This is a genomic window from Pedobacter jamesrossensis, assembly GCF_042650905.1.
In the GTDB taxonomy this organism is placed as follows: Bacteria; Bacteroidota; Bacteroidia; order Sphingobacteriales; family Sphingobacteriaceae; genus Pedobacter; species Pedobacter jamesrossensis.
This window is the reverse complement of sequence record NZ_JBHSBY010000029.1, coordinates 17847-40271: the sequence shown is the minus strand read 5'-3', so window position 1 is coordinate 40271 and position 22425 is coordinate 17847. Positions and strand designations below refer to the sequence as shown.

Here is a 22425-nt window from a genome sequence, read left to right as displayed (position 1 = left end):
AATCAAGGTCTCATAAGCTGAATTCCGTAGTACGGTTTTATAAATCTAGAGTATTTAACTGCTGATAAACGCTGGGTGTCATGCCTTTCAATTTTTTAAAAACTGAGAAGAAAGTAGATTTAGCATTAAATCCTACTTCATCAGCAACAGCCTCAATCGTCAGGTGTTTGTTTCTTAACAATAACTTACAAGCTTCGTTTATTCGATACTCATTTACGAAAAGCATAAAATTCTTGTTAATATTATCATTTAGAATCTGGGATAGTTGATGTCCGGAAACGTTAACCGCCTTGGCAAGATCATATAATTTTAGGTTTGGATTTTTGAAGAGCTCTCTCTCTGTCATCAAATCTGTTAACTTTTTGATAATAAGCTGCACTTCTTCATTATCAAACCTTTTATCCGCGTATTTTTGAACAGAAAAAGAAGATAGATCGTTTGATTTCTTCCTATAGAGTAATGTAAATACCACAAAATAGAGGATCAAAGAAAAGAATACAGCCCCATTAATATAGCTGCCCTTGGTAATATTTAAAAATGCCCATACATAGCATACAAAAAGAACGAATACTCCACCAAAAATGCCAAAAATCCATTTTTCAAAAGTCTTTAGCGCTTCTTTTCTGAATATTTTTTTTATTATTGGTATCAATAACAAGGTCGAAAAGCTTATATATAGCCCCCATTGAAAGTAAATAACAGGGATAATATAGTTCCACCATAATGGGGCGAAGTCCTGATAAGAATAAATGGCACCTACAAATACGCTCAGCAAAAGCCAGCATACTAGTTGCCAGATCCAGGAAAATGGTAATCTTCTGATTTGTCTGGTCTCAGATTTTATGAAGAAATACAAAAACGGACCTATAAAAAAACAAGCAGTCAATCCAATTTGGAGATATGTCCTTGGTAAATTACTGTCAAAAAAGTAGAACACTGACTTACCTATCCTCATGCTTAAAACAACTAATAATGCTCCCAAAAGATAGTTGGACAGGTATTTTTTAGGGCTAAAGAAAAGAAAATAAATACCTAGAATGAAAGCGTTAAATGCCCCTAGAAAACTAAAAAAGAAGAGTACCTTATCTCCAATGCTCATAATAATTCATGTACGCTTAATTCCTGCTAAATATACACTTTGCTACTGTTAGCCGCTAGGTAAAGTTATTAAGCCAATAAATAAATCGGCTAAGCATGCAGTGCCAAGCCGTATGATCTGGAATCATACCTAACTTTTTCGGATATGCCCAACTATTTTATGATCAACTCTAATCAGAAAGTTATTCTAGAATTATTGCTCGGCAAGTAGAGAATAGCATGTTTTCATTATTTATTGCGTTCATTTTTAATTGGGCAACGTTATATATTTAAACATTTACCCATAATAATCACCAAACTAAGCATCAATTATGAAGTAATTCTGTAGTTTATAATTTGAAACGCAGCTAACGTTCAAGAAAATCTCAAATTCAATAAAAGTCAAAAAAGGGGGATTAATAAAATCTTAAAACCTTCCTGATAGCATAAGCCCTTTCGTACCTTGTCCGTAAAAAGGCATGAGCGTAAAATTGCTTTGCTGTTTTGGAGTAAATAAGCTTTTGATATAAGGATAAATCAGGTATGAAATTTTTGTTGATGCAATGCCAAAACCAGCTCCAGCTACCACATCACTAAACCAGTGTTTATTATTATACATCCGTAAGGCACCAGTGGCCGTAGCTACAAAGTAACCAGCGTACCCAATCCATGGGTTTACATCTTTATATTCCTGATGCAAAAATTCGGCAGCCATAAAAGCGGAAGCGGTATGACCCGAAGGAAATGAATTTTCACCATTGTTATTAGGACGTTCTCTCCCTACACCTTGCTTTACAAAATGTGTTGAAACCCCCATAATTGCAGCAGATGTAGCATACAGCATTGAGGCATCAAATAAATTATGCTTACCTTTTATACCTGATAAATTAAGGGCATAAACAGCTGCAGCGGGAGCAAATTGAATATAATCATCAACATGTGCTGCAAATAATGGGTGGTCTTCTTGAAGTTCTGCTTTTGTACTCAAATCTAGCTGTTTTAAAGCGCCTTTATCATAAACCGCGGCAAAGCCATAACCTATCAAAACCGCTGGAGCAATAAATGTAGCAGGTTTAAATTTTTGTTTCGGAATCTCTTGACCAGCATACCAATTACTCAATGAATCGGTTTTTTGACCAATTAGCGAATCTCTTTGAGAAAAGGCAGAGACTTTAAATGCAAGAATAGTAAAAAAAGTAAGGATGAATTTCTGCATGTTTTAGTTTTTTAAAGCATTTTTATTTACATAAAATAAAAAATCTTCTTTTTACTATCGATAACATTAGTAAGGAAAAAGCTATTTTATGACTCGAAAAAAAAACTTCTCATAGTTTTAATTTTTAATAAAACTATGAGCCAATTATGTAGAAATTCTGAAGTTGTGCTACGAATTAAAATAAATCGAAAAGATATGTTTACCATCAGGATTTGAGTATTCTAAATCAAATCCATACAGGTTGCAAATTTGATTCATGATGGCAGGCCACCAATTCCTTCAGATTCTGCTGATTTAGAAAAACGAGCAAATAAATTTAATCCCTCGCCTCCTGGTAAACCCAGGTCAAGCAGGGCGCAATCGTAAGTATAAAGGCTTATTTTCTCATGAGCTGTATCGAAGTTCTGTTAATATTTTATGATACTGCCTCTATAATTAAACTATCTCTTGCTGAGCTAGTTTAGTGTTTGATGGTCTGCCATTTTTAAAAGCATCACGCGTTTTTAATCCAAGTAGTTCAAACATTGCCATATCGTCTACAAACGCAGGGTTTGGAGTAGTTAATAATTTATCGCCAGCAAAAATAGAACTTGCTCCAGCCATAAAACAGAAAGCTTGCTCTAAAGTGCTCATTTCATTTCGACCAGCTGATAAGCGTACAACTGAATTTGGCATTACAATACGTGCAGTAGCAATCATTCTAACCATGTCCCAAATTGGAACACGAGGCTGATTTTCTAATGGTGTTCCTTTAACGGGAACTAAAGCATTAACAGGAACCGATTCTGGATGTTTCTCCATATTCGATAAGGTTTGTAGCATCGAAACTCTATCTTCAACAGTTTCTCCTAAGCCAATAATTCCGCCACTGCACACCGTTAATTTTGCTTTTCGTACATTTTTAATTGTGTTTAAACGGTCGTCATAAGTTCGGGTAGAAATTATTCGTTTATAATCATCTTCCGATGTATCAATATTATGATTATAAGCATATAAACCAGCATCAGCCAATCTTTGAGCCTGGTTTTCAGTTAGCATACCAAGTGTACAGCATACCTCCATATCCATTTCGTTTACTGCTTTAACCATCTCAATTACACGGTCGAAATCGCGGTTATCGCGAACTTCACGCCAGGCGGCGCCCATGCATAAACGAGATGCTCCCCCCTCTTTTGCTTTTACTGCAGCACTAACAACCTCGCCAATTTGCATTAATGGTTGCACTTCTAAATCGGTATGATATCTTGCTGCCTGTGGACAGTAAGAGCAATCTTCTGCGCAACCACCGGTTTTAATAGAAATTAATGAGCTCACCTGAACTTCATTGTAATCTTTATTTGCTCTGTGAATACTTGCGGCTTCGTAAACCAAATCTAAAAATGGTCTGTTATATATCTCTGAAATTTCTTCTCTACTCCAATCGTGTCTGGTAGTTTGCATGTTGTCAGTTATTGATTTTTAAGGTTGACAAGATTATCTATAATAAGTTATAATAAAAGTTTACTGGCTAAACCTAAAATTAACAGGAAGCCAAAAACGTCTGTAAAAGTAGTAATAATAATAGATGAAGCAATCGCCGGGTCGATACCAACACGTTTTAAAACTAAGGGAATTCCGGCGCCTGTTGCACCTGCGATGAGTAAATTACCCGTCATTGCCAGGAAGATAACTAATCCCAACATAGGATTTCCATCGAAAAAGAATGCAAAAACAAATACAATTAAACCATTTACTGCACCATTAATTAAACCAACAGTGAGTTCTTTCAATACCGCATTGTATGCTTGCTTATCTGTTAAATCGTATAGAGAAATACGTCTTACAGTTACTGCTAATGCCTGAGTTGCGGCATTGCCGCCCATCCCCGCAATAATTGTCATATATGCAGCTAAAGATGGAATCAATTTTATAGTCGGATCGAAATACCTTACAACCGAAGATGCAAGAAAAGCAGTTCCTAAATTGATAATCAGCCATGGTAAACGAGATTTTACAGCTTCAAGCCAATTACCACTAAGTTCTTCATCCTCTGATACACCTGATATTTTTAAAATATCTTCAGTACTTTCAGCCTCCATTACATCGATAACATCGTCGAAGGTTACTCTTCCTAATAGTTTTTGGTGTTCATCTATTACTGGAATACTTGTTAAATTATACTGAGAAATTAAGTTTGCTACTTCTTCCTGGTCAGTATCTGGATGAACATAAACGGCATCAATTTTTACAAGTTCAGTTATTTGTGCGTTGTGCCTAGCTTTGATTATATCTTTTAAAGAAACAATACCCTTAAAAATTTCATTATCATCTACAACATAGATGGTGTAGAATTCTTCCATTTCTTCGCTTTGGCGAATAATTTCATCAATAGCATCTTTTTTTGTTAGGTTAATGTTTACGCGGATTAATTCCGTGTTCATTAAACCACCTGCCGTTTTCTCGTCGTAAGTTAATAGGTTACGTATGTTAGAGGCATCTTCCTCGTTCAGATCTCCAAGAATTTCTTTCTGTTCGTGATCTTCTAATTGAGAAATGATATCGGTCGCATCATCGTAGTCTAGTTCCTCTACAATTTCGGTTCTCTTATCTGGATGGAGTTGAAAGAGTAAATCTTCAGGATGAGATTCCTCATCCATTTCCGAAATAATCTCTGAAGCAATTTCTGCAGGCAACAAATTGATAATATGTTGCTGCTCTGTTTTGTGTAAACGCTCAAATAAAATTGCAATTTCTGAGGCGTGATATTCCGCTAAAACTTCTTTTAAAGTTTCATCACCAGCTAAAATTGCGTTTTTAACTTTTAGTACGTCGCTTTTATCTATTTCGAATGATGACTGCATATTTCTAAAGCTTCTAAATTAGTAATTCTAACACATTTTTAATGTTTAAATATCAATTTAGAATTGAGAAAAATAATATTTACTTTATTTAAACCAGCCCCTACGCCAGAAATAGATAACCTGAACAATGGCAATAACGAGCATCACTAACCAGGTATATAAATATCCGTGTTCTGCGTAAAGCTCTGGCATATTATCTCTGAGGATTTTACCTGTAACCGGGTCTTCCCTGCTAAAGTTCATTCCGTAAATACCTGCAATAAAAGTTAGCGGAATAAATATGGATGAAATTATGGTTAAAACTTTCATTATCTCATTCATCCGATTGCTAATGATGGATAAGTTCATATCTATATTTGCGGATGCAATTTCTTTCAAAGATTCAATAAAATCGATAATTTGAATGCAATGGTCGTACGCATCTTTAACATAGGTTTTGGTTAAATCAGAAATTAATGGGCTATCGCTACGCAAAATATCGTTTAATTTATCTCTTTCTGGCCAGGTAACTTTTCTTATCGTTATCAAAGAGCGTTTAATTGCCTGCGTATCATACATGATGCGTTTATCTGGATTATCAAATAAACGGTCTTCAATGGCATCTAATTCTTCGCCCCAAAAATTAAGAAGGGTAAAGTAATTATCTACAATGGCATCCATAATGGCATACATTAAGTAACTGCTCCCCCCAATGCGAATGTTTCCTTTACCTAGTTCAAGTCTTTTCCTAACCGGGTTAAAGCAATCTTCATAATTTTCTTGAAAGGTTACCAAGAATTGTGGAGTGAGGATAAAAGAAATCTGCTCGTTGCATAAACCATTTTCTTCAGATAAATATAAATGTCTGCTCACCGAAAAAACATAATTATCATTATCGTATTCATCAAGCTTAGGCCGTTGATAAGAACTCGTAATATCTTCGAGCACTAATCTGCTAACGTTTAACTTTTCGTATAAAGTTTCGAAAATACTTGGATCGGCTAAGCCTTTAATATCGAACCAGTAGAAAAAATCTTTATTTTGAGTTAGTTTATCAATATTATTGATGTTTTTTAACTCTTCCTTCTTATAAGTTTTATCATTATAAGTGTGGAAAGTTATAATGGGCTTTAACGCATTTTCATCAATAGTATATAAACCCGGACTTGTACCCGGCTCAGGAACCTTGTAGTGAATATGTTTATTACGCTTTTTATTTTTAGCCATAATTAAAGGTATAACTTGGCCTGCGGACCTTGATTAAATAACAAATCAACTATACTTAAATTAGGTATAAATTGATGCTTATCTTCAAAAACCTGAAAGTATTGCTTATTGTTTAAATATTCGTCAGTTTTCTTTGGGCTCATCATCTCACGATAATCAAACTCGGGTTCGATATCATCATAATATTCTGTAGTAAAATTAAACTCAACAGTAAGCTTCAATTTTTTAGAAAGCCATTCCATTAATTCAAGATTGTAATCGAAAAGGAAATCGAATTTTTTATTGTAAAACAGAGCCAGTTCATCTTCATAATATTCAAAATAAGCTGAGCTCCGGTAGCAACTTTCTAAACTCATCCAGTGTAAGCGCTGCCATCTAAAATCGTAACTAATTCGAACGTCTTTCACTGCGGTACGCATTTTTGCACCCTTAACTACAGGCACAGTTATATCGAGTTTTCCGTTCGGAGAATATATGGCAGCCCTATTTCTGAAGGTTTGTTTAGGAAAATGCTCAAATTTTTCGATTAAAAAATCTGGGTTAAGTTGTTGTATTTTACTAAAATAGCTTACAGGAGGAAGATAAAATAAAGGAAGTATAGCGGTATTTTGCATTTGAAAATATATGTTTGCAGTTCAAACGTTTTAAAATTAATGATTAAAAGAGGAATTGCGCATGTAGGCGTATTTTTTTTATGCCTGATTTCGCTGCTGCCTCTGCAAGTATTATTTGTTTTTGCAAGATTACTATATTATATCCTTTATTACGTAATCTGTTATCGAAAAAATGTTGTTAGAACAAATCTGACTAACTCTTTTCCAGAAAAATCTGAGCAAGAAATTACTACAATCGAAAAGAAATACTTTAAATTTTTAGCCTGCCTAATTTTCGAGATTATTAAACAAACAACAATATCGAAAAAAGAAACTTTACGTAGAGTTAAATTTACTGGATTGGAGCAATTGGAAGCGCATTTTAGCAAAGGTGAAAGTGTTTTAGCTTGCACGGGGCATTATGGTAACTGGGAGCTTGGTACTTTAGCCTTAGGATTAAATATTTCGGCAAAAACGATTGTAATTTATAAACCCATAAATAATAAAACTTTCGATTACTGGTTTAATAAACTTCGTACTAAATTTGGAAATATTTTTGTGGCCATGAGACAAACTTTGCGTTGCATGGCTAATTACAAAAATGAACCAAGTTTACTGTGTTTTGCAAGCGACCAATCGCCTACACGCGAAGAAAGTAAGCATTTTCTAACTTTTTTAAATCAGCCAACTGCGGCATTATTAGGTGTTGAAAAGATTGCAAAATCGACTAACAGGCCAGTATATTATTTTAAAGTTAGCACAGTAAAAATGGGTTATTACAATATTGAAGTTTTGCCAATGTGCTTAAACCCTTCTTTAACTGCCGATGGTGAAATTACAAATATGCATTTTAAGTTTTTAGAAGATATAATTAAAGAACAGCCTCAGTATTGGCTTTGGAGCCATAAACGCTGGAAATTTAAACCCGAAGAATTATAATGAATCCATCAGTAGCGGTTGTAATTTTAAACTGGAACGGAAAAGCTTGGTTGCAACAATTTTTGCCAAGCGTTTTGCATTCTCAATACGATAATTTGCAAATTGTTGTAGGCGATAACGGCTCTACTGATGATTCTGTAGATTTTCTTATCGAAAATTTTCCGACGGTAAAAATTATAAAAAACGATGTAAACTACGGTTTTGCTGGTGGTTACAATAAAATTTTAGAACGTGTTGAAGCAGATTATTTCGTTCTTCTAAATTCTGATGTTGAAGTTACACCAAACTGGATACAACCAGTTATCGATTTAATGGAAAGTGACGCTGAAATTGCGGCTGCACAACCCAAAATTAAATGGCAGGAAAATAAGGCACAATTTGAATATGCAGGTGCTGCTGGCGGTTTTCTAGATATTTACGCTTTTCCGCTTTGCCGTGGAAGATTGTTTAACATCTATGAAATTGATAAAGGCCAATACAACGATACCAAAGAAATTTTTTGGGCAAGTGGAGCCGCATTTTTTATTAAAAGTAAATGCTGGATAGAAACTGGTGGTTTAGATGCCGATTTATTTGCCCACATGGAAGAAATTGATTTGTGCTGGCGCTTAAAAAACCTCGGTTACAAAATTGTTTATTGTCCTGATGCTGAAGTTTATCATGTTGGCGGCGGAACTTTACAAACTGAAAATCCTTTTAAAACTTACTTAAATTTTAGGAATAACTTAATCATTATGCAGAAAAATCTTCCTGCTGGAGATGCTATTTTTAGAATTTTTATTAGAATGTGTATCGACTTTGTAGCTTGGTGGCACTTCCTTTTAAGCGGTAAACCTAAGTTTACGATGGCTGTAACTAAAGGTCATTGGCATTTTATGAAGGCTTTAACAAAAACTGCATCTAAAAGAAAACAACACCAAAAACCGTATGCCGAACATACAGGAGTTTATAAAAACAGTGTCGTTTGGGCTTTTTTTATTAAAAAGATTAGATTCTTTTCTGAGCTTTAAAGTTCTACTAAAGATTCAATAATAGATTTTTCTATCCAAAAAATAGTATTCGGGGCCAATCCTAATGTACTGAATTTTATTTTGCCTGTTTTATCAATAACTGCATGAGTTGGGTACGCCTTTACATTGTACTTTTCAGCGATAAATCTGCCATTATCAACAACATTATAACTATATGGGTTAATTTTTAAAAAATCTTTCAGAAGATATTTTTCATCTAGTGCAATGGCCAGAAAAATAACATCTTTATTGTCTTTATATTTTTCTGTAAGCTCATTTAATTGAGGAATTTCTGCTTTGCAAGGCGGACAATTGATAAACCAAAAATTTAAAACGATAACCTTGCCTGTTGTATTTTTAAGGTCAAATTTATTACCATGAATGTCTGACGTTTTAAAACCATTAAACTTTTCTCCCACTACGAAAGAATCACTTTGTTTAGGCTTAGGCATTTTTTCCAGCATCGAAGTTTGTTGCTCTTTGGTCATTTCGTAGACAAGATATTCAGGCTGACCATCTTCTGTTTTAGTATTTCTACTTCTAATTGAGAATTTGCCTGTTTTTAAAAGTTTTTGCCAAACCGCATAAGGATAAACCATACCATTTTCGCCTCTAACAACAGAGTTCTCATCTAAAGTTGTCTTTACAGGATTAATGGTTTGAGCTAAAGAAAATAGAGAACACAAAATTATGGAGAGTAAAAGCGTTATTCTTCTCATTATTAAGCATTATTAATTAATAAGCTTTCTATCGCTAAACGATAACCATTCATTCCGAATCCGGTTAAAACACCCTGGCAGTTTTTACCCGTTAAAGAAACATGTCTGTATTCTTCTCTAGAATAAATATTAGAAATATGAACTTCTACAACAGGTGTTGTTATGGCTGCAATAGCATCAGCAATCGCAACCGAAGTATGTGTGTAGCCACCTGCATTTAGGATAATCCCATCGTAAGTAAAACCTACTTCATGCAGTTTATTTATAATTTCGCCTTCAACATTGCTTTGAAAATATTCAATATCAATAATAGAATATATCTCTTTTAACTGAACAATATATTCATCGATGCTTGTATTTCCATAAATTGATGGTTCGCGTACGCCTAAAAGATTTAAATTCGGACCGTTGATAATTTGTATTTTCATATTGATATTATAACGTTAAATGTTGTAACGTTGCAATGTTATAAAAAAATCTGAAATAAAAACATGCTTTGGCAATCATATATTAAAGGATTTAAAGCCTACTTAAAATTAGAACGTTCGTTATCAGGTAATTCTGTTGATGCTTACCTTAATGATATTGATAAATTAAGTCAGTATTATCAATCTTTAAATGTAGAACCAGCTTTAAATACTATAGCTGCTACAGATATTAAATTATTTATCAGCTGGTTAAATGAACTGGGAATGCAAGCGAGTACACAAGCTAGAGTTATTTCGGGTTTAAAAGCATTCTTTTCATATTTAATGCTCGAAGAAGTAATTGTTAACGACCCAATGGCGCTGATAGAAGCACCAAAACTGAGTAGAAAGTTACCAGACACCTTAAACATACATGAAATAAACAGCCTTATTGATGCCATTGATGCCTCTAAACCTGAAGGAATGCGCAATAAAGCCATTATAGAGGTTTTATATGGCTGTGGGTTGAGGGTTACAGAATTAACAGAACTGAAAATTTCTAATCTATACCCTCAAATAGAGTTTTTAAAGGTTATTGGCAAAGGGAACAAAGAAAGGCTTATTCCAATTGGTGGGGTGGCTTTAAAGCTTTTAGATATTTACATAAATCAAATAAGAGTACATGTAAAAATTAAAAAAGGCAATGAGGATTTCATTTTCCTGAATCGCTTTGGCGCTAAACTTTCCAGGATTTCAATTTTTAATCTAATCAAAAGTTTGGCTGTTACAACCGGATTGAAAAAGACAATTAGTCCGCACACTTTGAGGCATTCTTTTGCAACGCATTTAATAGAAGGCGGAGCAGATTTAAGAGCCATACAAGAAATGTTAGGGCATTCGAGCATCACGACAACAGAAATTTATACGCACATAGATAGAGATTTTTTAAGAGACGTAATTACTCAATTCCATCCTCGTTCTTAAGGATTAGTTCTTGCCATAATCATTCTGTCTTTACCTTGTATATCTTTCTTTAACTCTATATTTTTAAACCTCTTATCTATCAATATATCAAGTGTTTCCGAACATAAATATTCGTTAATTTCGAAGAATAAATATCCATTCGGATTAAGATTATTAAAAGCAAAATCGGCTATTGCATTATAAAATACCAAAGGGTTTTCATCACTAACGAATAAGGCAGTATGAGGTTCGTGAGCGAGAACATTTTCATGCATTTCCGCTTTTTCAAGTTCTCTAATGTAAGGCGGATTACTCACAATCACATCATACTTTTCACCCGATGAATAATTTAATATGTCGGCTTCTATAAGATTTATATCAACCTTGTTAAGCTTTGCATTTTCTGCAGCAATTTTTAAGGCTTCTGCAGAAATATCAATTGAAGAAATATCAAGGTGATGTAAATGTTTTTTTAATGCAATTGGAATACAACCAGAACCCGTACCAATATCTAAAAGTGATTCTTTTTTATTCTTAACTTCCTTAATTATCCAATCTACAAGCTCTTCAGTTTCGGGTCTTGGAATTAAAACATGCTCATTAATTTTAAATGGTAAGCCATAAAATGTAGTTTCACCTAAAACTTGCTGAATAGGTTTACCTGTTTTTAATTCGTCTAAAACTTTTGCGAGTTTATTAGAATCTTTAATTAAAAGTTCTTTATCCTTTCCCGTAAGCGCTTCACTTTTAGTAATTTTTAAAACACTAATTATAGCTACATTAAATATTGATTTTGCTTCGTCGGTATCGTAAAAATGATTTAAACTCTGTATATATTCTTTTTCTAAGGTTCTGATGTTCATCGATTACAAAAGTAATAAATTGATAATTATCCTTGTCATAATTTAACTACTTTTGCGCTTATGGGCGATGAATTTTACATAAAACGTTGTTTAGAATTAGCAGCGATCGCAATCGGAAATGTAAACCCAAATCCGATGGTTGGTTGTGTTATTGTAGTTGAAGGGAAAATCATTGGCGAGGGTTATCATCAAAAATTTGGTGAGGCACATGCAGAGCCAAATGCTATAAAATCTGTGTTTGAAAAACATGGAAATGAAGCCGAAAACTTACTAAAACAAGCTACAGCTTATGTTAATTTAGAGCCTTGTGCGCACTTCGGTAAAACGCCCCCCTGTGCAGATTTATTTGTAAAGCACCAGTTAAAAAAGGTTGTTATTGGCAACAGAGACCCTTTTTCGGGAGTTGATGGTAAGGGAATTGAAAAGCTAAAAAATGCAGGAATTGAAGTTATAAGTGGTGTTTTAGATGATGAATGCAGATATTTCAACAGAAGATTTTTCACCAGAATTCAACAACAACGTCCATTTATAATTTTAAAGTGGGCAGAAACTGCAAATCGTTATTTTGCAACAACCGATGGCCATCAGAAATGGATTAGTGGTACATTAGCTAAGCGTTTGGCACACCAATGGAGAACTGAAGAAGATGCAATTCTTATCGGAAAGCAAACAGCAATCATAGATAATCCACAATTAACAAGTAGAGAATGGCCAGGTAAAAATCCAATTCGGTTAGTTATCGATAAAAATCTTCAGGTTCCAGAAAGCAACCACATATTTAATAAGGAAGCAAAAACCATTATTTTTAACGAAATAAAAACAGATGTGATTGATAATATTCATTACATCCAAATGGAAGATATGCAATTCTATTTGCCTCAAAAAATTGCCTTCCAACTTTACTTAATGGATATTCAATCTGTAATTATCGAAGGTGGAGCAAATATTTTAAAACAATTTCTAGAATCTAATCTTTGGGATGAAGCCAGAATTTTCACTTCAACGAGTAGTTGGACTGAAGGTATCCCATCTCCGGTTGTAAATGGTAATTTAACAGAACAATATCAAATTGGTAACGATAAACTCTCTATTTACAAAAACGATATAACTAAATGATATACATAATTTTAAGCGTTTTTTGCAGTGTAACGGTTGCCATATTATTAAAGCTTGCAAAAAGATATAAAATCAGCATTATACAAGCTGTAACTTTTAATTATTTAACGGCTTTAGCATTATGTTTTCTGTTTTTTAAACCCGATGTTAAAGCAATTACTGCAGAAGCACCTTGGCCTATATATATATCGTTAGCCATACTTCTGCCAACTATATTTTTATTTTTAGCAGCCTCGGTTAAAAATTTGGGCATTGTTAAAACAGATATTGCGCAACGTTTATCTCTGTTTATACCAATTCTGGCTGCATACTTTATTTTTAAAGAAGATTTTAATCAGCTAAAATTTATTGGCTTAGGAATAGGCTTTTTAGCTATAATTTTAACTTTCTTAAGAAAATCAGAAAACAAATCAGAATCTAATAAATGGATTTATCCGATAGTGGTTTTTGTAGGTTTTGGAGTTATAGATGTACTTTTAAAGCAAATTGCATTACATAAGGAACTTCCTTACACAACATCTCTATTTACAGTTTTTAGCCTTGCATTCTTTGTTTCCCTGGCGATTGTAATCATCATGACGATCACCAAGAAAATCAAACTTCAATTAGTAAACGTGGGTTGTGGCCTAATATTAGGTTTATTTAATTTCGGTAACATTCTTTTTTACCTAAAAGCCCACAAAGCTTTAGCTTCAAATCCATCTACAGTGTTTGCAGCGATGAATTTGGGCGTAATTGTAGTTGGGAGTTTAATAGGCATTATCGTATTTAAAGAACGACTTACAAAACTTAATTACTTTGGCATTGCGCTTGCAATTTGCGCTGTTATTTTAATCACCATATCTCAATTAAATGTTGTTCGATGATTCTTACAAAACCATAAATGGTTCTGCCGAGGGCATTTTCAGAGATAAAGGAAGCAAATTTATAGGCTACGCCTATCCTATCCGCTCAGAAGAAGAAGTTAAACCGCTAATCAATAACTTAAGAGCAGAACACACTAAAGCAAGGCATTTCTGTTATGCATATCGTTTAACACCAGATAGGTCTGTTTTTAGAGTTAATGATGATGGAGAACCATCTGGAACAGCTGGCAGGCCCATTTTAAATTGCCTTTTATCAGAAGATTTAACAAATATCCTAATGGTTGTGGTTAGGTATTTTGGTGGTACTTTACTTGGCGTTCCAGGTTTAATTAATGCTTATAAAAGCGCAAGCATTGAAGCCATTAAGGCATCGAATATCATTACAAAAACAGTAAACGATGTTTATGAAATTCGTTTCGAATACCTGCAAATGAATTATGTTATGAAGGTTGTTAAAGACGAAAATCTGGATGTGTTAGCACAAAACTTCGATATTAATTGCACATTAAAATTTGAGGTAAGAAAGGCACAATTAAATCAGGTTTTAAGTAAGTTTGATAAAATTGAAGGTATCAAATTAAAATATCTTCAAACCATTTAACTAAACAAAAAACATGAAGCTGTTTAGGGTTTCATAATAAAGTTAATTACCTCATGAAAATAGCAGAAAGCGATTTAATCATTAATCCCGATGGTAGTATTTATCATTTAAACTTATTACCAGGCGATATTGCTGAAACTGTAATAACCGTTGGCGACCCAGACCGTGTTGGAGAAGTTAGTAAGTACTTCGATAGCGTAGAATTTAAAAAAGGTAAACGTGAATTTATTACCCATACAGGTTTTGTTGGTAGCAAGCGTGTTACCGTATTATCTACGGGTATTGGAACCGATAATATTGATATCGTTTTTAACGAGCTGGATGCTTTAGTAAATATTGATTTTGAAACTCGTGAAGTAAAAAAAGAGCTTACTTCGTTAAATATAATACGCGTTGGAACCTCTGGTGCCGTTCAGCCAGATATTCCGATGGGAACAATTTTAGCTTCATCTTTCGGTTTAGGTATGGATGCTTTAATGAATTATTATCTTCATGATTTATCTGGCGATGAAAGAAGTTTGCTTGATGATGTAAAAATTCACTTCGGGCATTTAAAAAACATAAATCCTTATTTAACAGCAGCCAATGATAATTTATTGAGTACGATTGGTAAGGATATGGCAAAAGGAATTACCATTACTGCACCAGGATTTTATGCTCCACAAGGCAGACAAGTTAGAGCTAAAAACGCAGTTCCAGATTTTATTGGGCTAATTAACACTTTTAAAAGTAACGAAAATAGAATCACAAATTTAGAAATGGAAACCGCCGGAATTTATGCTTTAGCAAAAGTTTTAGGACATAAAGCACTATCAGTAAACGCTATTTTAGCAAGTAGAGTGAAGTTCAACTTTAGTAGTGAACCAGATAAAATTGTAGAAAAAGCTATAAAAATGGTACTTGAGAGAGTATAAAAAAACTGCTACGATTTTCGTGTCAGTTTTTTTTATATCGATGAAATTTCTTCCTTAATAAGCTCCTTTTGTTCGGTATCCAGATAAATGCAGGTCATTTCATTCAAATCAATCACCCATTTTTCTACGCCAGCATCAGCGGCTTGCTTACAAAATGTAATATAATCCGTTTCCCCATTTTGATGAATTTTTAACGCATGTTGTAGTTTTTCTGCTGAAGATTCATTATTAATAATTAATGCAGGGTATTCATCTTGGCTTGCCTGAAGCGAATAATCCTCTTCGCCAAAATAAACAGATAAACCATTTGCAACATATACATCGTTTCGAATAACGCCCAAATCTTTAATTTCCTTAATAAATCGAGGAAAATCTGCCCCTGTTTTAATTTTAGATTCTGCGGTTTTAATCTCTTCGATGCTAAACATAATTACTTGGTTAGTGAAACTTTAAAAATTGTTGTTTGCGTGTACAAATCCTCAGGGCGTAATATTGTAGATGGAAATTCCTCAATGTTTATCGCATTTGGATGGTGTTGGGTTTCGATACAAAATGCATCATAAGCTCCATAAGCTCTTCCACCCTTTCCATTTTTAACCTTTAAATATTTCGAGGTATATAAATGTGCTACTGGCTCTGTAGTGTAAACGCTTAATGTTAAACCGCTTTCATCCTCAATTGTTTTGCTCGCCAGAGATAAATCGCCATAAGTTTTATCCAGAACAAAAGTTTGGTCGTACCCTTCCTCAGGATTCCAATCTTTTGAAATTTCTTTTAGTTCAGTAAAATCGAGTGCTGTACCTTTTACAGGAATTAATTTTCCGGTAACACAATAATTTTCATCTTGCTCTAAGTAATTATCAGCAAAAATTTGTTGCTTATGTTTTCCAATATTTCCACCCTTTGGCGATAAATTAAAATAACCATGATGGGTTAAATTGATTGCGGTCGCTTTATCTGTTTCAGCTTCGTAAGTTAAAATAAGCTCATCATTTTCGGTTAATTCGAAAGTTAAATCCACTATTAAACTTCCCGGAAAACCTTCCTCCCCGTCAACACTTTCATATTCAAGCGTTACAAATGATTGATTGTCTTCGCCAATTTCAACAATATCCCAAACCTTTTTGTCGAAACCCACAATTCCGCCATGCAAGCTATCGGTGCCAGTATTTTTAGCTAGTTGATAATTTTCTCCATCAATAGAAAATTCGCCACCTTTAATTCTGTTAGCATAACGGCCAATAACGGAACCAATGTGAGGATTATTTTCTAAATACTCAGAGTCAAAATATTGTTCAATATCATCGAAACCTAGTACTATATCTTGCATGTCTCCTCTTGCATTTTTAACTACAAAACGGTTAATAATAGCGCCATAATTAAATATTTCGACATAAGTGCCTTTACTATTGCTTAGTTCTATGGCGATAATTTCTTCGCCATCAATAAATTTTCCTGTAGATGTTTGCTGAATGCTCATAAATTGTAACTTAGGGCTTTTATTTCCTAAACAAACATACTATTATTTAAATATTTTCAACCAAATGAAGATTAAACTTGAAGAAAAATTTGCAGAGCAATACCATAAAAATGCAGATGCCGTTTACTTTACACCGGGCCGTGTAAACCTTATAGGTGAACATATCGATTACAATGGCGGTTTAGTAATGCCATGCGCAATTACCTTAGGAACTTGGCTTGCACTTGCTCCAAATACAGATAATAAATTCAGATTTAAAAGCTTAAACTTCGAGGCTCAAACGGAAGTTGAAAGTAATACTAAGCACGAAAAAAACGGCAGTTTATGGGCAAATTATCCAATTGGTGTTATCAATGAGTTTTTAAAAGATGGTAAGGAAATTCCGGGAATGGATTTTCTCTATTTTGGAAACATTCCTATTGGTTCCGGCTTATCATCTTCTGCCTCAATTGAAATTGCTACGGCCTTTGCTTTAAATCATTATTTTAATTTAGGTTATGATAATCTTGAATTGGTTAAAATTGCAAAGCGAGTTGAAAACGATTTTATTGGTTTAAACTCTGGTATAATGGATCAGTTTGCAGTTGCCTTTGGCGAGAAAGGCAAAGCAATTGTTTTAGATTGCGAAACACTAAAATATAAAATGGTCGACGTTGATTTAGGAAATTACGTTTTAGCAATCATCAATACTAAAAAACCTCGCGAACTTGCCGATTCTAAATATAACGAGCGTGTAGAAGAATGTCAAACAGCACTAAAACTATTAAACGAAGAAATTAAGCTAAACAATCTTTGCGAGTTAACTGCTGAAAAATTTGCATTGCATAGTCATGTAATTACGGATGAAGTAATTTTAAATCGTGCTACACACGTTGTTAAAGAAAACGACCGTGTTCACTTGGCGGCAAAAGCTTTAAATGCTGGAGAATTAAATGAATTTGGAAGATTAATGTATGCTTCTCATCAATCGTTAAAAGACTTATACGAAGTTAGCGGAAAAGAACTTGATGCTGTGGTAGATTTTTGTTCAGATTATGAGCATGTAATTGGTGCTCGTATGACCGGAGCTGGTTTTGGTGGTTGTGCAATTGCTTTATTAGAAAAAGGTTACGAAGAAGATTTCGCCAAACATTTAACCGATTATTATGTGGCCAAAATTGGTTATCCGGCAGAAATATATGTAAGTGAGATTGGCAATGGTCCGATAAAATTATAAAATTAAATAAACAGCAATGCTGGTTTTAAATCAATTCGGTTTGGAACCAGCATTTTTAATAAGAATGAAAAAATTAAAGTTAGATGAGCTAAACAGGGCTGATATAAAATCTTTTAAAGCACAAGAAAAACTTCCTGTTATTGCTGTTTTAGATAATGTGAGAAGTATGCACAACATTGGCTCTATCTTTAGAACGGCTGATGGTTTTGCGCTAGAAAAAGTCGTGCTTTGCGGTATCACAGCTCAACCCCCACACCGCGAAATCGAAAAAACAGCTTTAGGCGCTACACAATCTGTAGATTGGGTTCATTATTCAGATACAACAAGTGCCGTTGATGAGTTAAGGGCACAGGGATACGAAATCGTAGCAATTGAACAGGCTGAAAAAAGTACAATGTTAGATACATTTACACCCGATCAAAACAAAAAATATGCACTAATATTCGGTAACGAAGTTGATGGCGTGAGCGATGAAGTAATGGCAAAAATTGATGAATGTATAGAAATCCCTCAGTTTGGCACGAAACATTCCTTTAATATTACCATTTCTGCTGGTATCGTTTTTTGGGATTTCTTTGCTAAATTGAGATTATAACATTTATTAAATGGAAAATTTGTTTTTAAAGAAACTACAGATAAAAGCAAATAGTGTGGTTAAAGTTGTAGATGCACCTGAAAATGCGGCCGCTATTTTTGGCGATATTCCACCTGATATTTTCGTAAAATATGCTGAGGATACCGCATTCGATGTGCTTATTACATTTTCTATTACTAAAGCTCAATTAAATACTCAAATTGAAAGCAATCTAAAATCCATTAATACAAAAACAATATTCTGGGTTTTTTACCCTAAAAAATCTTCTAAAATCCCATCTGATTTGGATTTAATGAAAACCTGGAAGGAGCTAAGTGTTTACGAATTATCGCCATGTGCATCGGCTGCAGTAAACGAAATCTGGACGGGTTTAAGACTAAAATTAGCTTCAGAGGTAAAACATTCGGGATTAGGAAACGAACAAATTAAATCAAATGAATACGGCGATTATATTGATCCGGTAAAAAAAATCGTTAAAATACCAGAAGATTTAGCGGCAATATTATCTCTAAACTCTAATGCCTTAAATTATTTCGATAGTCTTTCTTACTCCAATAAAAAAGAATATGTTCTTTGGATATTGATAGCTAAGCAAGATAAAACCCGTGAAACAAGAATAAAAAAAACGATAGAATTACTATCTATAGGCAAGAAAAATCCAACTGCTAAAGTTTAATTCTTCGGGGATAAAATTCTACATTGTATAGAAAAGCCTACGAAATCTGATCGAATCTAGCTAGTTACGTAACTTTTTTGTGAAATATTTTCGCCCCCTTAATCTTCTGATTATATGATAATTGTGTTCATATTTTAAATTTTGGCAAGATTTTTTCTTATCGGTGCCCAAACAGTATTACAAAAAAGCTGTTAAGTCACTATTATTTAGAAAATAAAAAGAATGAATACGAGAATTACAAAATCAACAATGTTGGTTGCCTTAATAGGCTTATCAACACAATTATTTGCTCAGGAAACGCCTACTACATCTGGTAGATTTGGTAAGCAAAGTTTAAGAACCTGGAGCATTGGTGCGCATGGAGGCATATTAAGCCAAAACACATTTTTAGGAGGCGGAAGCGTTAAAGCAGAAGAATTTAAAAGTATTGGTTATGGTGCTTTTATTAAAAAGCAAATTTTACCAGCTTTAGGTTTACAAGCAGATTTTTTACGTGGTGAAATGAAAACATTAAACACTACAAGTACCATTGAACAAAAAAACAGTATTAACTGGGCTGGATCGTTAACAGCGGTTTTAAACATTGCTAACTTTAGCTTAAACACAGAAAATGCAGTTCTAATTCCTTACGTTAAAGCGGGTGCAGGTTACATGTCATCTGATTCACAAGTTGGAGCAACTCAGGTTTTCCAGGATAGAGAAGGTTGGTACATCCCTACCGGAGTAGGATTTAAATTTGGTGTATCTAAAGGAATCAACATCGATTTAGGTTACGATATTAACTTTATCAAATCTTCACCAACTGTTAAAGGTGCCTACAATGGTAGCAGATACTCTTACTCTCACGTTGGTTTAGAGTTCGCTTTGGGTAACAAAGAAAATTCTCAATTACAAAACTATAGCGCAGTTGCAGATTTACGCAAACAAAGTGCTGAAGAAAGTGCAGAATTAAGAAGAGCATTATCTACTGCAGAACAAAACGCAGCAGCAGATAGAGCACAATATGCAAAAGATTTAGGTGATGATGATAACGATGGTGTTGCAAACAAATTTGACAAATGCCCGGGAACAGCTTCAGGAACTGTAGTTGATGGTTCTGGTTGTCCAATTAAAGTTCAACGCGAGATTATCAAAGAAACTAAAGTTGTTGTAACTGAGGCTGACCGTAAAGTAGTTAAAGATGCAATCTCTAACTTAGAATTCGATTTAGGTAAATCAACAATTCGTTCTAAATCTTACACTACTTTAAACCGTGTTGCATCTTTATTAGTTGAGAAAAACTTTAGTTTAAAATTAGCTGGACACACAGATAACACTGGTGGTAGAGAGTTAAACTTACGTTTATCTAAAGACAGAGCTGAATCGGTGAAAGCTTATTTAGTTTCTCAAGGAGCAAATGCATCAAGGATTGAAGCTACAGGTTACGGACCTGACCAACCAATTTCTACAAACAAAACAGCGACTGGTCGTCAAGAAAACCGTCGTGTAGAATTTACAATCTACTAATCGTAAATAACGGTTAATAAAAAAGGTTCTCAGATTAATTTCTGAGAACCTTTTTTGGTTTACAAACCTTTCGTCATTGCGAGGAACGAAGCAATCTATCCTGCTAATCAGATTTAATTTAGTTTTTCACAATTATGTTTAATCATGTAAACAGAAGCCCTCAATAATCTAAAATAATGGTAAAAAAAAAGTTCCGATAAATAAATATCAGAACCTTTTTTAGTTTATAGTTGATATATTCCCATCAGTGTGGGACATTCGCAATGAATATTTTTGATTTATGACAGACCTTTCTTGTTCTTGTAAGTCATTTTAGCTTTTGTACCAGCACTATAATTATAGTTTTTTAAATTACTTGCTTTCTTTTCATGAAATGCTGCCCCACGTTCTGAATTATCTTCCTCCTCTTCCGATTTCTTTTTCTTCGGTTTCGATGCGGCGTCAACAATTTTCAAGTCATCAGGAAGTTCCATTACATCCATTCTTTGTCCAATAGCCTGTTCAATTTTCTTCACTTCAATTAGTTCAATATCTGTAGAGAACGTAATTGCAACAACTTCTTCATCGCCATGCTTAACGATACGTTGAATTAAAGTTTCTTTTTGTTCTGGTAATTCTAAATGAATAATAAAAGGAATTCCCGTAATATCTAAATCTTCAAGATTTTCGTTAGCAACGATCAAAACCCTCGAATTAGGATTTTCTTTAAAATCCTCAATATCATCGTAACCTTTATCATCAAAAAATAACGAACGGTAAATTGTAAACTCTTCATCATTTGTATGATTAAAGTTTTTATAAACCGTTTGAGCCGTTAAACGTGTATTTACGAAAACCACAACCTTATCAAAAAACTCAACATCGCTCATTAATAAGGTTAGCAAATTAAGTTTAGTTCTAAAATTCGGAACCTGATAAAGCATTTGTTGATAAACTTCGGCTTGTTTTTCGCCAATTTCATCAACCTCAATCGTTGCAGTAGAATCTTTCATGAAAGGAGAAACCATGTGATTAAATTTCTCATGCATAACCTCAGTGAAAACCACGTGCTGAGATTTGTATGCACTTTTCGCCAACTCCACAACGGGAAGCTGTAGACCTTTTTTTATAATTAATTCGGCATTATCAACAATAAATAATTGAATTTTATTGGTATTTAGAGCCAATTTCAAATATAATGCACGAGCTCTATCTGGCACAGCAACAATAATATCGCAACCATCAGTAATTTCGTTCATTTGGGTATCTACCGCACCACGACTATCAATTCCTAAAATCCTGAAGGTATTATTGCGGTTTAATAGCTTAAACTGTTCCAAAACATGATCAACATGATCTGCATCTGGAACCAAAATTAAAGCTCTTGGCGCCTCTTCGAAAGCATATTTCAACTTCATTAAGGTAGCTAAAACATAAGTTGTTGTTTTTCCTGCCCCCTCTGGCCCTACCGCTATAACATCCTGGCCACCTAAAATTCGCGACATGGTTTTTGCCTGGATTTCCTTTGGAGTTAAAAATCCTGCATCAGTCATTGCTGCTACAAGTGGTTTGCTTAGTTTTAATTTATCTAAAGACACTGCTTAAATTTTAATGTTTGAAAATGCAAATATCCTCAAAATAAT

General features: G+C 33.9%; 23 protein-coding genes. 11 read left to right on the top strand and 12 right to left on the bottom strand.

Annotated features, from left to right (window positions below; translation table 11 throughout):
- Window positions 1–37 precede the first annotated feature (37 nt).
- From ACFOUY_RS04685 to ACFOUY_RS04660, 6 genes are all read right to left on the bottom strand, one after another.
- Window positions 38–1099: an AraC family transcriptional regulator gene (locus ACFOUY_RS04685; protein ID WP_378959308.1), complete on the bottom strand. Its 1062-nt coding sequence runs from the start codon at window positions 1097–1099 to the stop codon at window positions 38–40.
- Between the two features lie 405 nt (window positions 1100–1504).
- Complete coding sequence (locus ACFOUY_RS04680) at window positions 1505–2293, bottom strand: phosphatase PAP2 family protein (RefSeq protein WP_378959307.1); 789 nt, start codon at window positions 2291–2293, stop codon at window positions 1505–1507.
- Window positions 2294–2728: 435 nt separating this feature from the next.
- Complete coding sequence (bioB, locus tag ACFOUY_RS04675) at window positions 2729–3733, bottom strand: biotin synthase BioB (protein WP_378959306.1); 1005 nt, start codon at window positions 3731–3733, stop codon at window positions 2729–2731.
- 47 nt (window positions 3734–3780) lie between these two features.
- Window positions 3781–5133, bottom strand: a complete 1353-nt coding sequence (mgtE, locus tag ACFOUY_RS04670) for a magnesium transporter (RefSeq protein WP_378959305.1) — start codon at window positions 5131–5133, stop codon at window positions 3781–3783.
- 84 nt (window positions 5134–5217) lie between these two features.
- Window positions 5218–6339, bottom strand: coding sequence for a magnesium/cobalt transporter CorA (corA, locus tag ACFOUY_RS04665; RefSeq protein ID WP_378959304.1), 1122 nt, complete (start codon window positions 6337–6339; stop codon window positions 5218–5220).
- A 2-nt stretch (window positions 6340–6341) separates the two neighbouring features.
- On the bottom strand, window positions 6342–6953 hold the full coding sequence (locus ACFOUY_RS04660) for a WbqC family protein (protein ID WP_378959303.1): 612 nt from the start codon (window positions 6951–6953) through the stop codon (window positions 6342–6344).
- 39 nt (window positions 6954–6992) lie between these two features.
- On the opposite strand from ACFOUY_RS04660, the gene ACFOUY_RS04655 reads away from it, so the two are divergent.
- Both ACFOUY_RS04655 and ACFOUY_RS04650 read left to right on the top strand, forming a co-directional pair.
- A complete protein-coding gene (locus ACFOUY_RS04655; RefSeq protein WP_378959302.1) occupies window positions 6993–7871 on the top strand; it encodes a lysophospholipid acyltransferase family protein in 879 nt (292 codons plus the stop codon).
- Window positions 7871–8881: a glycosyltransferase family 2 protein gene (locus ACFOUY_RS04650; protein ID WP_378959300.1), complete on the top strand. Its 1011-nt coding sequence runs from the start codon at window positions 7871–7873 to the stop codon at window positions 8879–8881. The genes ACFOUY_RS04655 and ACFOUY_RS04650 overlap by 1 nt, the downstream gene beginning before the upstream one ends.
- Here ACFOUY_RS04650 and ACFOUY_RS04645 read toward each other — a convergent pair.
- Both ACFOUY_RS04645 and aroQ read right to left on the bottom strand, forming a co-directional pair.
- Window positions 8878–9600 (bottom strand): TlpA family protein disulfide reductase, encoded by a 723-nt coding sequence (locus ACFOUY_RS04645; protein ID WP_378959299.1) that lies wholly within the window; start codon window positions 9598–9600, stop codon window positions 8878–8880. The genes ACFOUY_RS04650 and ACFOUY_RS04645 overlap by 4 nt on opposite strands.
- Window positions 9601–9602: 2 nt before the next feature.
- A complete protein-coding gene (aroQ, locus tag ACFOUY_RS04640) occupies window positions 9603–10028 on the bottom strand; it encodes a type II 3-dehydroquinate dehydratase (protein ID WP_378959298.1) in 426 nt (141 codons plus the stop codon).
- Between the two features lie 63 nt (window positions 10029–10091).
- Here aroQ and xerD point away from each other — a divergent pair, with 63 nt between their 5' ends.
- Window positions 10092–10991, top strand: a complete 900-nt coding sequence (gene xerD / locus ACFOUY_RS04635; protein WP_378959296.1) for a site-specific tyrosine recombinase XerD — start codon at window positions 10092–10094, stop codon at window positions 10989–10991.
- On the opposite strand, the gene prmC is transcribed toward xerD, so the two are convergent.
- Complete coding sequence (gene prmC, locus ACFOUY_RS04630) at window positions 10988–11833, bottom strand: peptide chain release factor N(5)-glutamine methyltransferase (RefSeq protein WP_378959294.1); 846 nt, start codon at window positions 11831–11833, stop codon at window positions 10988–10990. The genes xerD and prmC overlap by 4 nt on opposite strands.
- A 60-nt stretch (window positions 11834–11893) precedes the next feature.
- Here prmC and ribD point away from each other — a divergent pair, with 60 nt between their 5' ends.
- From ribD to ACFOUY_RS04610, 4 genes are read left to right on the top strand one after another with little or no spacing between them, the layout of a single operon-like run.
- Window positions 11894–12949 carry a bifunctional diaminohydroxyphosphoribosylaminopyrimidine deaminase/5-amino-6-(5-phosphoribosylamino)uracil reductase RibD gene (gene ribD, locus ACFOUY_RS04625; RefSeq protein WP_378959292.1) on the top strand — a complete coding sequence of 352 codons (1056 nt, stop codon included), beginning with the start codon at window positions 11894–11896 and terminating at the stop codon, window positions 12947–12949.
- Window positions 12946–13815 carry an EamA family transporter gene (locus ACFOUY_RS04620; RefSeq protein ID WP_378959290.1) on the top strand — a complete coding sequence of 290 codons (870 nt, stop codon included), beginning with the start codon at window positions 12946–12948 and terminating at the stop codon, window positions 13813–13815. The genes ribD and ACFOUY_RS04620 overlap by 4 nt, the downstream gene beginning before the upstream one ends.
- The gene (locus ACFOUY_RS04615; protein ID WP_378959289.1) at window positions 13802–14416 is read left to right on the top strand and encodes an IMPACT family protein; all 615 of its coding nucleotides are present in this window, start codon (window positions 13802–13804) and stop codon (window positions 14414–14416) included. Before ACFOUY_RS04620 ends, ACFOUY_RS04615 begins: the two co-directional genes overlap by 14 nt.
- Window positions 14417–14469: 53 nt before the next feature.
- Window positions 14470–15330 (top strand): nucleoside phosphorylase, encoded by an 861-nt coding sequence (locus ACFOUY_RS04610; RefSeq protein WP_378959288.1) that lies wholly within the window; start codon window positions 14470–14472, stop codon window positions 15328–15330.
- A 32-nt stretch (window positions 15331–15362) separates the two neighbouring features.
- Here ACFOUY_RS04610 and ACFOUY_RS04605 read toward each other — a convergent pair whose 3' ends face one another.
- Window positions 15363–15758: a DUF1398 domain-containing protein gene (locus tag ACFOUY_RS04605; protein ID WP_378959286.1), complete on the bottom strand. Its 396-nt coding sequence runs from the start codon at window positions 15756–15758 to the stop codon at window positions 15363–15365.
- A 2-nt stretch (window positions 15759–15760) separates the two neighbouring features.
- Window positions 15761–16810: an aldose epimerase family protein gene (locus ACFOUY_RS04600; protein ID WP_378959285.1), complete on the bottom strand. Its 1050-nt coding sequence runs from the start codon at window positions 16808–16810 to the stop codon at window positions 15761–15763.
- Between the two features lie 64 nt (window positions 16811–16874).
- On the opposite strand from ACFOUY_RS04600, the gene ACFOUY_RS04595 reads away from it, so the two are divergent.
- The 4 genes from ACFOUY_RS04595 to ACFOUY_RS04580 all read left to right on the top strand — a co-directional run bounded on the left by ACFOUY_RS04595 (window position 16875) and on the right by ACFOUY_RS04580 (window position 20803).
- Window positions 16875–18026 carry a galactokinase gene (locus ACFOUY_RS04595; protein WP_378959284.1) on the top strand — a complete coding sequence of 384 codons (1152 nt, stop codon included), beginning with the start codon at window positions 16875–16877 and terminating at the stop codon, window positions 18024–18026.
- A 64-nt stretch (window positions 18027–18090) separates the two neighbouring features.
- Window positions 18091–18621, top strand: coding sequence for an RNA methyltransferase (locus ACFOUY_RS04590; RefSeq protein WP_378959283.1), 531 nt, complete (start codon window positions 18091–18093; stop codon window positions 18619–18621).
- Window positions 18622–18631: 10 nt separating this feature from the next.
- Window positions 18632–19297: a YdeI/OmpD-associated family protein gene (locus ACFOUY_RS04585; protein ID WP_378959282.1), complete on the top strand. Its 666-nt coding sequence runs from the start codon at window positions 18632–18634 to the stop codon at window positions 19295–19297.
- 222 nt (window positions 19298–19519) lie between these two features.
- Window positions 19520–20803 (top strand): OmpA family protein, encoded by a 1284-nt coding sequence (locus ACFOUY_RS04580; RefSeq protein WP_378959281.1) that lies wholly within the window; start codon window positions 19520–19522, stop codon window positions 20801–20803.
- Window positions 20804–21081: 278 nt separating this feature from the next.
- Here the strand turns inward: ACFOUY_RS04580 and ACFOUY_RS04575 are convergent, their stop codons facing one another.
- Window positions 21082–22380 (bottom strand): DEAD/DEAH box helicase, encoded by a 1299-nt coding sequence (locus tag ACFOUY_RS04575; protein WP_378959280.1) that lies wholly within the window; start codon window positions 22378–22380, stop codon window positions 21082–21084.
- Window positions 22381–22425 lie beyond the last annotated feature (45 nt).

Bases quoted from the DNA above. Each gene is read 5' to 3' on its own strand.
- ACFOUY_RS04685 (WP_378959308.1), bottom strand. From the start codon at position 1,099: ATGAGCATTGGAGATAAGGTACTCTTCTTTTTTAGTTTTCTAGGGGCA.
- ACFOUY_RS04680 (WP_378959307.1), bottom strand. From the start codon at position 2,293: ATGCAGAAATTCATCCTTACTTTTTTTACTATTCTTGCATTTAAAGTC.
- bioB (WP_378959306.1), bottom strand. From the start codon at position 3,733: ATGCAAACTACCAGACACGATTGGAGTAGAGAAGAAATTTCAGAGATA.
- mgtE (WP_378959305.1), bottom strand. From the start codon at position 5,133: ATGCAGTCATCATTCGAAATAGATAAAAGCGACGTACTAAAAGTTAAA.
- corA (WP_378959304.1), bottom strand. From the start codon at position 6,339: ATGGCTAAAAATAAAAAGCGTAATAAACATATTCACTACAAGGTTCCT.
- ACFOUY_RS04660 (WP_378959303.1), bottom strand. From the start codon at position 6,953: ATGCAAAATACCGCTATACTTCCTTTATTTTATCTTCCTCCTGTAAGC.
- ACFOUY_RS04655 (WP_378959302.1), top strand. From the start codon at position 6,993: ATGATTAAAAGAGGAATTGCGCATGTAGGCGTATTTTTTTTATGCCTG.
- ACFOUY_RS04650 (WP_378959300.1), top strand. From the start codon at position 7,871: ATGAATCCATCAGTAGCGGTTGTAATTTTAAACTGGAACGGAAAAGCT.
- ACFOUY_RS04645 (WP_378959299.1), bottom strand. From the start codon at position 9,600: ATGAGAAGAATAACGCTTTTACTCTCCATAATTTTGTGTTCTCTATTT.
- aroQ (WP_378959298.1), bottom strand. From the start codon at position 10,028: ATGAAAATACAAATTATCAACGGTCCGAATTTAAATCTTTTAGGCGTA.
- xerD (WP_378959296.1), top strand. From the start codon at position 10,092: ATGCTTTGGCAATCATATATTAAAGGATTTAAAGCCTACTTAAAATTA.
- prmC (WP_378959294.1), bottom strand. From the start codon at position 11,833: ATGAACATCAGAACCTTAGAAAAAGAATATATACAGAGTTTAAATCAT.
- ribD (WP_378959292.1), top strand. From the start codon at position 11,894: ATGGGCGATGAATTTTACATAAAACGTTGTTTAGAATTAGCAGCGATC.
- ACFOUY_RS04620 (WP_378959290.1), top strand. From the start codon at position 12,946: ATGATATACATAATTTTAAGCGTTTTTTGCAGTGTAACGGTTGCCATA.
- ACFOUY_RS04615 (WP_378959289.1), top strand. From the start codon at position 13,802: ATGTTGTTCGATGATTCTTACAAAACCATAAATGGTTCTGCCGAGGGC.
- ACFOUY_RS04610 (WP_378959288.1), top strand. From the start codon at position 14,470: ATGAAAATAGCAGAAAGCGATTTAATCATTAATCCCGATGGTAGTATT.
- ACFOUY_RS04605 (WP_378959286.1), bottom strand. From the start codon at position 15,758: ATGTTTAGCATCGAAGAGATTAAAACCGCAGAATCTAAAATTAAAACA.
- ACFOUY_RS04600 (WP_378959285.1), bottom strand. From the start codon at position 16,810: ATGAGCATTCAGCAAACATCTACAGGAAAATTTATTGATGGCGAAGAA.
- ACFOUY_RS04595 (WP_378959284.1), top strand. From the start codon at position 16,875: ATGAAGATTAAACTTGAAGAAAAATTTGCAGAGCAATACCATAAAAAT.
- ACFOUY_RS04590 (WP_378959283.1), top strand. From the start codon at position 18,091: ATGAAAAAATTAAAGTTAGATGAGCTAAACAGGGCTGATATAAAATCT.
- ACFOUY_RS04585 (WP_378959282.1), top strand. From the start codon at position 18,632: ATGGAAAATTTGTTTTTAAAGAAACTACAGATAAAAGCAAATAGTGTG.
- ACFOUY_RS04580 (WP_378959281.1), top strand. From the start codon at position 19,520: ATGAATACGAGAATTACAAAATCAACAATGTTGGTTGCCTTAATAGGC.